Annotated in this window: 10 protein-coding genes; 3 read left to right on the top strand and 7 right to left on the bottom strand. The window is 63.4% G+C overall.

Translation table 11 applies throughout. The features are described from left to right. The first annotated feature begins 50 nt into the window (after positions 1-50). The 3 genes from HB675_RS19385 to HB675_RS19395 all read left to right on the top strand — a co-directional run bounded on the left by HB675_RS19385 (position 51) and on the right by HB675_RS19395 (position 2119). Entirely contained in the window at positions 51-662 is a 612-nt protein-coding gene (locus HB675_RS19385) for a hypothetical protein (protein ID WP_213880495.1), read from the top strand. Between the two features lie 70 nt (positions 663-732). Continuing rightward, positions 733-1356 (top strand): cytochrome b/b6 domain-containing protein, encoded by a 624-nt coding sequence (locus tag HB675_RS19390; RefSeq protein ID WP_213880497.1) that lies wholly within the window; start codon positions 733-735, stop codon positions 1354-1356. Then, positions 1349-2119 carry a molybdopterin-dependent oxidoreductase gene (locus HB675_RS19395; RefSeq protein WP_213880499.1) on the top strand — a complete coding sequence of 257 codons (771 nt, stop codon included), beginning with the start codon at positions 1349-1351 and terminating at the stop codon, positions 2117-2119. Before HB675_RS19390 ends, HB675_RS19395 begins: the two co-directional genes overlap by 8 nt. 48 nt (positions 2120-2167) lie before the next feature. On the opposite strand, the gene HB675_RS19400 is transcribed toward HB675_RS19395, so the two are convergent. From HB675_RS19400 to HB675_RS19430, 7 genes are all read right to left on the bottom strand, one after another. Then, entirely contained in the window at positions 2168-3142 is a 975-nt protein-coding gene (locus HB675_RS19400; RefSeq protein ID WP_213880501.1) for a D-glycerate dehydrogenase, read from the bottom strand. Positions 3143-3155: 13 nt separating this feature from the next. Continuing rightward, positions 3156-4460 carry an MFS transporter gene (locus HB675_RS19405; RefSeq protein ID WP_213880503.1) on the bottom strand — a complete coding sequence of 435 codons (1305 nt, stop codon included), beginning with the start codon at positions 4458-4460 and terminating at the stop codon, positions 3156-3158. 58 nt (positions 4461-4518) lie between these two features. Further along, on the bottom strand, positions 4519-5469 hold the full coding sequence (locus HB675_RS19410) for a sugar kinase (protein ID WP_213880505.1): 951 nt from the start codon (positions 5467-5469) through the stop codon (positions 4519-4521). Next, entirely contained in the window at positions 5462-6238 is a 777-nt protein-coding gene (locus HB675_RS19415) for an AP endonuclease (RefSeq protein ID WP_213880507.1), read from the bottom strand. Before HB675_RS19415 ends, HB675_RS19410 begins: the two co-directional genes overlap by 8 nt. 66 nt (positions 6239-6304) lie before the next feature. After that, positions 6305-7279, bottom strand: coding sequence for a LacI family DNA-binding transcriptional regulator (locus tag HB675_RS19420; RefSeq protein WP_213880531.1), 975 nt, complete (start codon positions 7277-7279; stop codon positions 6305-6307). 144 nt (positions 7280-7423) lie between these two features. Beyond that, complete coding sequence (locus tag HB675_RS19425; RefSeq protein WP_213880509.1) at positions 7424-8071, bottom strand: DUF1345 domain-containing protein; 648 nt, start codon at positions 8069-8071, stop codon at positions 7424-7426. Positions 8072-8369: 298 nt separating this feature from the next. Beyond that, positions 8370-8534, bottom strand: a complete 165-nt coding sequence (locus HB675_RS19430; RefSeq protein ID WP_213880532.1) for a hypothetical protein — start codon at positions 8532-8534, stop codon at positions 8370-8372. Positions 8535-8612 lie beyond the last annotated feature (78 nt).

Here is an 8612-nt window from a genome sequence, read left to right on the forward strand (position 1 = left end):
CCGATCACAGGGCGACGATGGCCCCACACAAACCGCAAGGAATCGTACCCATGACGTTCAAGACTGCCCTGTCCTCCACCTTCGGCCTGCTGATGCTCAGTGCTGCCGTGATGGCTTCGGCCGCCGACATGCCCATCGTCAAGCCCCTGCGTGGCACCGTGGACAGCGTCGATGGCAACAGCCTGACGTTCACCACCCGGGCCGGTGCGCACCAGACCATCGGCCTGACCGACAAGACCGGCATCCGCCTGGTGTCCAAGACCGATATCAGTTCGATCAAGTCCGACAGTTTCATCGGTTCGGCCGCCACGCCGCAGCCCGACGGCTCGCTCAAGGCCCTGGAAGTCACGGTGTTCGAGGCGAGCCTCAAAGGCAGTGGTGAAGGTCACTACGGCTGGCAGAACGCTGATGGCAGCACCGGCACCATGACCAACGGCACCGTCGGCAAGCTGGCCAACGCCAATGGTCGAACCTTGACCGTGGCCTACAAAGGCGGCGAGAAGCAACTGATGGTGCCCCAGGACGTGCCGATTGCCTACGTCGAGATGGGCAAGGTCGACCAACTGACCAAAGGCGCCAAGGTCGTGGTGTTCCCCGGTGAAGACGGCAAGACCGCGCGCGGCGTGGCCGTGGGCAAGGATGGCTTCCAGCCACCGATGTAATTGCCGGTGCGCGGCCTTTCTCCTGTAGTTTGAGACGGGCCGCCACACTTCTGACAGGGAGCGCCACGCCATGGCCAAGCGACGCATTCACAGCTGGCCCGTCCGGCTCACCCATTGGGTCAACGCCTTCGGCATGACCTGCATGTTCATGAGCGGCTGGGGGATCTACAACGCCTCACCCTTGTTTGCCTTTCATTTTTCCCAACCGCTGACCCTGGGTGGCTGGTTGGGTGGAGCGATTGCCTGGCACTTCGCGGTGATGTGGCTGCTGGTGGCAAACGGCTTGCTCTATGTGCTGTACGGCCTGGCCAGCCGCCATTTCAAACGCGACTTTCTGCCGGTCACGCCCACGGCGGTGAAACGGGACCTGGTCGCGGCCCTGCGTTTCAAGCTGGTGCACGAGAAGGGCGTGTACAACGCCGTGCAGCGGCTGATGTACCTCGGCGTCCTGGCCGCCGGCGTGCTGGTCGTGGTCTCGGGACTGGCGATCTGGAAACCCATACAACTTCAGGAACTGGTGGCCCTGCTGGGCGGCTTTGATTTTGCACGCTACGTGCACTTTGCTGCGATGACGGCCATCGGTGCCTTTGTCATCGTGCACCTGGCGCTGGTGCTGATGGTGCCCAAGACGCTGCTGCCGATGATTACCGGCGGTGTGCAACCGGTTCCGAGCGGGAAACACGATCATGATTGAACCGAAAAAACGTGCACTTCAGCGCATCCAGCTGGAGCCTGCGCAGCAGTTGCAGCTGGAGAACCTGCAACGGCGCAACTTCCTCCGTGGCGGCCTGACGGTCGGCGCCATGGCCATGCTCAGCGGCTGCAACTTGCAAGACGGCGATCAGGTCGACAAGGTGCTGTGGGCCATGTCGCGCTGGAATGATCGGGTTCAGGCGTGGCTGTTCAGCGGCCAGAAGCTGGCGCCTACGTTCAGCAAGGCGCAGGTCAACAACCCGTTTCGGTTCAATGCGTTCTACAGCGAGGACGACGTGCCAGAGGTTGACCTGTCCACCTGGAAACTGGGGGTCTCGGGAATGGTTCGTGACAAGGCGCCCTGGACCCTTGAAAAGCTGCGTCAGCTTCCCCAGCGCACGGATATTACCCGGCTGATCTGCGTGGAAGGCTGGAGCGCCATCGGAGAGTGGGGCGGGGTGCCGCTCAGGTCCTTCCTGGAGCACGTCGGTGCCGACACCTCGGCCAAGTACGTCGGCTTCAAATGCGCCGACCGCTATTACTCAAGCCTCGACATGCCCACCGCACTGCATCCCCAGACCCTGCTGGCCCTGGATTTCGGCGAGGTGGCCTTGCCGCCGGACTACGGCTACCCACTGCGCATCCGGGTGCCGACCAAGCTGGGGTTCAAGAACCCCAAGCATATCGTCGAGCTGTTTGTCAGCAATGACTACCCGGGGGGGTATTGGGAGGATCAGGGGTACAACTGGTTCAGCGGGATTTGAATCGGCGCGCGCCCAAAGCAGGGTCCGCGCCGGCACGCCAGCCAATGATCATTTCAACACTGCCGGGTTCACCAGATTGCCCGGCCGCTCCCCCCGCAACGCCGCCAGCAAATTATCCAGTGCACACGCCGCCATCGCCTCCCGGGTCTCCTCGGTCGCCGAGCCGATATGCGGCGTGGCCACTACATTATCCAGCTTGAGCAACGGCGAATCGTGGTTCAACGGCTCGCGCTCGAACACATCCAGACCGGCGCCACGGATGCGGCGGTGGCGCAAGGTCTCGATCAGGGCAGCTTCGTCTACCACTTTGCCTCGGGAAATGTTGATCAGGATGGCGCCGGGTTTCATCAAGCCTAGTTCACGGGTGCCGATCAGGCCTTCGGTCTGCGGGGTCAATGGCAGGGTCAGGCAGACGAAGTCGGCGCGCGCCAGCAGGTCGTCGAGGCTGCAATGCTGCGCGGCAAAGCGCTGGTCCACGGCCGGTTTGGGTGAATGGCTGTGGTACAAGATCGGCATGCCGAAGCCGAAGTGGCCGCGTTGGGCCAGGGCTTCGCCGATACGACCCATGCCGACAATACCCAGGGTCTTGCCGTGTACGTCGGTGCCGTAGTGGGCCGGGCCGACGCTGCGGGTCCATTGCCCGGCCTTGACCAGGCTGGCCAGCTCCACCACCCGCCGTGCGGTGGCAAGCACCAGGGCGAAACCGGTGTCGGCAGTGGTTTCGGTGAGCACGTCCGGCGTGTTGCACAGCATCACGCCGCGACGGGTGAGGTCGTCCAGGTCATAGTTGTCGACCCCCACGGAGACGCTGGCGATGGCTTTAAGCTTCGGCGCCAGGTCGAGCAGCGCGGGGTCCAGCTTGATGCTCGCCCCCAGCAGGCCGTCGGCGCTGGGAAGCGCTTCGCGCAGGCGCTGGAGGTTGTCGCGCTTGGGTTCGTCGATGAAGGTCACGTCGGCGGCGTCCTGCAGTTTTGCCAGCAGGGCCGGTGACAGTTTCTTGTACAGCACCACGTGTTTTTTCATTGCAACGAGCCTTTCAATGGTGGGCGGCAGCGTGCCGGTGACGGGTCACGGGCGGACGCACTGCCTTGTCGGTGCCACTGGGACGCAGCAGCAACGTGAGAATGGCGGAAATCAGCAGGGCAGCGCTCATCAGCAGGTAGGATGCGCCAGGGTTGCCGGTGGTGCTGTTGAGGTAGCCGACCAGCCAAGAGCCGCCGAACGAGCCCAGGGCGCCCATGCTGTTGATCAGGGCCATGGCGCCGCCGGCCACGTTGGCCGGCAGTATTTCCGGCACGATGGCGAAGAACGGCCCGTAGGGCGCATACATGCAGGCCCCGGCCAGCACCAGCAGCGAATAGGACCACCAGAAATGCTCGGTGCCCAGCGCGTAGGAGCCATAGAAGGCCACGGCGCCCAGCAGCAGGGGCGGCCAGACAAACGCCTTGCGCTGTTGCAGTTTGTCCGAGCCCCAGGACACGGCCAGCATCGCCAACGCCGCCGCCAGATAGGGTACGGATGCCAGCCAGCCGGCCTCGACCATGTTCATCTGTGTGCCATGCTTGAGGATCGACGGCAGCCACAGCACGAAGCCGTAGACACCGATGCTCCAGCAGAAGTACTGCACCGACAGCAAAATCACCTTGCCAGACCGAAAGGCCTGGGCGTAGTTCTTCACCGGCTTGATGCCGACTTGGTCGGCGGCCATGGCCTCTTCCAGCGCTTCGCGCTGGTCATCGCGCAGCCATTTGGCGTCGGCGGGCTTTTCATCGGCCAGCCGCCACCAGAAGAACGCCCAGATCAGGGCCGGCGCACCCTCGGCAATGAACATCCAGCGCCAGCTGAAGTGCTGGATCAGGTAGCCCGAGACCACTGACATCCACAGCATGGTCACCGGGTTGCCAAGAATCAGAAAGGTGTTGGCCCGCGAGCGTTCGGCCTTGGTGAACCAGTGGCACAGGTAGACCAGCATGGCCGGCATGACCACCGCCTCGACCACCCCGAGCATGAAGCGGATGGCGATCAGCCAATAGGCGCTATCGACCATTCCGGTCAGGCTGGCGAGGATGCCCCAGGCCACCAGGCTGACGAAGATCAGCTTCTTGACGCTACGCTTCTCGGCATAGATCGCGCCTGGCACCTGAAAGAAGAAATAGCCCAGAAAAAACAGCGCGCCCAACAGCGACGACAGCCCTGGGGTGATGTGCAGGTCCTGAGCCATCCCGGAGGCGGCGGCAAAGCCATAGTTGGCCCGGTCCAGATACGCCAGGCTGTAGGTGATGAAGACGATCGGCATGAGGAACCACCAGCGACGCGTGGCGATTCGGGTCAAATTCTGCATGGTCTTTCTCCTGAGCCTTTTTTTAGTTGTCGCAGCAGGTCAAGCACAAATGCGTAAATCAGGCGCTTCTGGCTAACGTTCGGTCGAGCAGGGCCTGGCGGTTGGGCAGGCCTTCCATATCGCCGGGGCTTTGCACGGCCAGACTGCCGACCCAGTTGCCACGGTCGACGGCGTCGGCCAGGTCGAGCTTCTCCAGCAGGGCGCTGATCACCCCCACGGCAAAACCGTCGCCGGCCCCTACAGTGTCCACGACGCGCACCACCGGATGGGCAGCGGCGTAGCCTTCACGCTGAGCATCGCGATAGTAGGCGCCCTGGGCGCCGAGCTTGATGGCCACGGCGTCGGCGCCTTGTTCGAGGTAGAACGCGGCGATGTCCCGGGGTTCATCCAGGCCGGTCAGCAACTGACCTTCGGCCAGGCCCGGAAGCACCCAATGAGCGCGACTGGCGAGCAGGTTGATCTGTTCGATCATGCGCTGCTGGCTGTCCCACAGGCTGGGGCGCAGGTTGGGGTCGAAGGACACGCTGTGCCCGGCTTCGCGCATGGACTTCATCAGGTGGTGGGACACTTCGTTCATGGTCGGCGACAGCGCCGCCGGAATACCGGTGGCGTGCAGGTGCCCGGCCTGCAGCAGTTCGGCGGGGACGTCGGCGACCGTCAAGCGGCTGGCCGCCGAGCCGCGGCGGAAGTATTCGACGATAGGGTCTTCGCCATCATCGGCGCGGGACTTGAATTGAAAGCCGGTAGGGTGCCGGGGGTCGATGGCCACGTGCCGGCAATCCAGGCCTTCGCGCTCCAGGCTTTGCACCACGAAGCGGCCCAGCGAGTCCTTGCCCACCCGGCTCAGCCAGGCAACGTTGAAGCCCAGCCGCGCCAGGCCGATGGCGACGTTGTTATCGGCACCGGCGATGCGCTTGTGGAAATGATTGACGCCGGCCAAGTCACCCGGCTCGTCGGCCACCAGCATGGCCATGGTTTCGCCAAAGCTCAAAACATCGAAATCAGCCATGGACGGGCTCCTTGTGCGGTTGCCCGAGGCGGGCCAGGGTGGCGACGTGTTGGCGGGTGACCTCCAGCAGGTCGCCGCCTTGCAGGGGAAACTCCACCGCGCGCACTATACCGGTGCGCATGCGGGCGAGGAGTTGCTCCCACAGTTGCAAATCTTCAAGACTGGGCGGCACGGCGTGCAGCTTGTCACCCCGACGCTCCACCCCTTTGCAATGTAGATACTGAACTTCGTGGCCCAGTTCCAGGGCTGCGGCGAAGGCCGATTCATTCTGCCAGTGCCAGTTGCCGGCATCGAAGGTCATGCCCACCGGCACGTTGAGCGCGGCCGCCTTGTCGAAGAACTGCACCAGCGGCGCGATCTTGCCGCCCTGGGGCGTCTGGTCGTTTTCCACCAACAGCCGCACCGGGTGCTCGCGCAACAGAGGGCTGAGGGCGGTGAGGTCGGACAAGGTCGAGAAATACCCGAGCGAGACCTTCAGCCAGACTGCGCCGTAACGCTGGGCTTCGCTCAGGGCCACGGCCAAGGCCGGGTTGGGCTGCGGCTCGTCAAGCTGCCAGATCTGCAACGGCGAGGAATACACGCAGGTCAACCCGGCATCGCTGATGGCCGCCACGGTGCTGGCAGCATCAGGCAAGCCCAGTTCCTCACGCAACTCGATGTAGCGTACGCCAGCGCTCGCCAGCAGCGGGATGAAGCTGGCCTGGCCTTGCTGCCGGACATAATCGGCGCCGTAGCTGCCGAGACTGATGGATACGGGGTAGAGAGTCATTATTGTTGGGCCTCTGAAACCGATTACAGATTCATGTAAGCACTGACCTTGACGGTCAGCGTTGATTCAATCCTGGCGACGAAACGGGGTGGAACCGCGCACGATCAGTTGCGCGGGAAAATCGAACGTCTGCACCGGCTCATGGCTGCCATGCAGCCGCTCGAACAGGCAGTCGAAGGCCTGCACACCGATACTCGCCGTGGGCTGGGCGAGGGCGGTGATGCCGTTGGCCACCAGCGGGTACCAGTCCAGGTCATCGAGGGCGATCAGGCCGACGTCGTCCAGCGCCGTGGGCGAGTGGGCACGCAAGGCCAGGGTGCAGGCCAGGGTCGCCACGCCGTTGGCGCAGAACAGGGCCTTGGGGCCACCGCCCGCGGCCCGCAGGAATTCGCCCAGGCGCGCCGGCAATTGCTCGCCCAGCTCCAGCACCGGCGCGCCCTGGGTCAGGCGCCGAAAAGCATCGATGCGCTCGATCCGCGAACTGGTCATGTCGGCCGGCTCGCTGACCATGGCCAGCTGGGTGTAGCCGCGCTCGTGCAAGTGCGCGACGGCCTGATGCACGGCGTCGGTGTTGTCCAGCCCCACCAGGTCACCGGGCAACTGGGCGACCTTGCGATCAATCAGCACCATGGGCAGCTCGCGCTGCAATTCCTGCAATTCGGCGACATCGCGGCCCAGCGTGTTGATGATCAGGCCTTCGACGTTGTAGGAGCGCAGGGCCGACAGTTGCAGGCTTTCCTGGGCGGGGTCGCGGTCGGTGTTGCACACCACCAGGCTGTAGCCGTGCCGGCGGCAGGCTGTTTCGACACCGTGCATGACGGCGATGGAGTAGGGGTTGCGGATGTCGGCCACCAGCATGCCGATCAGCCGTGTGCGCCCACGCTTCAGGCCACGGGCCATCTGGTTGGGGCGGTAGCCGAGAGTGTCGATGGCTTTTTCGATGCGCAGGGCAATGGCGTCGGACAGTAGCGCCTTGTCGTCGCCGATAAAGCGCGACACGCTGGCCTTGGAGACCCCGGCGTGGCGAGCCACGTCCAACATGGTGACGCGCGGACGCGCTACGGAAATGAGTGGTGTCACGGCCTGATTCCTCTTGTGGGTGTTATGGCCAGGCGGCGGATGAAACCGGTTTCAATTGGTGTTCATACAATCATCAAACGGCCTGATGCGTCAACAGGTCGCAGTCTAGTTGAGCAGCCCTGCCGCGATATTGATCGAAAACCCGAGAATGGCCGTATTGAACAGAAATCCCAGCAAGGAATGCCCCAGCACGATCCGGCGCATGGCCCCGGAGGCCACGCCGACGTCCGAGGTCTGCACGGCCACGCTGATGGTGAAGGAGAAATACAGGAAGTCCCAATAATCGGGGCGTTTCTCGCCGTCCGGAAAACTCAGGGCCGGTTTATGGTTGTCGCTGATGTAGAACAGCCGCGCGTAGTGCAGGGCGAAGATCATCCCGGTCATCAGCCATGAACCGACGATGGTCAGGCCGGTGACCGCATAGTGCAGCGCCTGCACATCGGCCTTGAGGCCCTTGCTGCCAGCCAGTTCGATGCCGATGGCGGCCAGGCTGGCGAGGGTTGCCACGCACACCGTGATCAACACCAGCCCGGCGTTCTCGTCCTCGATCTGCGCCGTGCGTTGCACCTGATCGGCCCGCGAATGCATGGCCAGCCAGAGCATCAGTGCGAGGTAGCACCAGACCCCGGCGTTCCAGCCGGTGAGCACGCGCATGCCCAGGTCATGGATGGGGACGGCGAAACCGACGACGATGCCGAGCACGGTCGAACCGGTCAGGCGGGGGTGGGTACGAGCCAGGGTGTGCAGGGCCATGATGGGATCTTGTTCAGGGGAGGGCGAGCGTGAGGCAGTGGGGGGTGGGGGGAGTTCCGTGGGGTGGCAGATTGTTCATGATCGCCATGATGATCGTGGCGTTGCCACCCAGGATTTTCGGCTTATCCCACATCTCCAGGGTGGTCGAAGGCTCCTTTCGCTTTAGATTGACTCCCTTTTGGAAAGACCGGAGTGCCGGTCCAGCCAAAAGGGACATAAGGCCGCCGCACCCGTATTGGTGCTACGCTACATGTTCACTCCTTGCATATCACGCCGTATGCGCCGCGCCGTACGACCATCAATGGCCTACAGCGCCAGCACAGCGCCGCCGCGACCCCGGCCGCGATCCGCTGTTGATCTGGCTGTTGATCTGGCTGTTGATCTGGCTGTTGATCTGGCTGTTGATCTGGCTGTTGCCCCCGGTGTCAGGGTAGTTGTCGTGTCCCCCGCTTTTTAAAAGCATTCCGGGGGCGGCAAGAGTATGGTCATGGGTTTCTACTCAGAAGAACGTAAAGCTGCGCTGTTGAAAATGATGCTTCCA

This window comes from Pseudomonas sp. dw_358 (genome assembly GCF_018449655.1).
In the GTDB taxonomy this organism is placed as follows: Bacteria; Pseudomonadota; Gammaproteobacteria; order Pseudomonadales; family Pseudomonadaceae; genus Aquipseudomonas.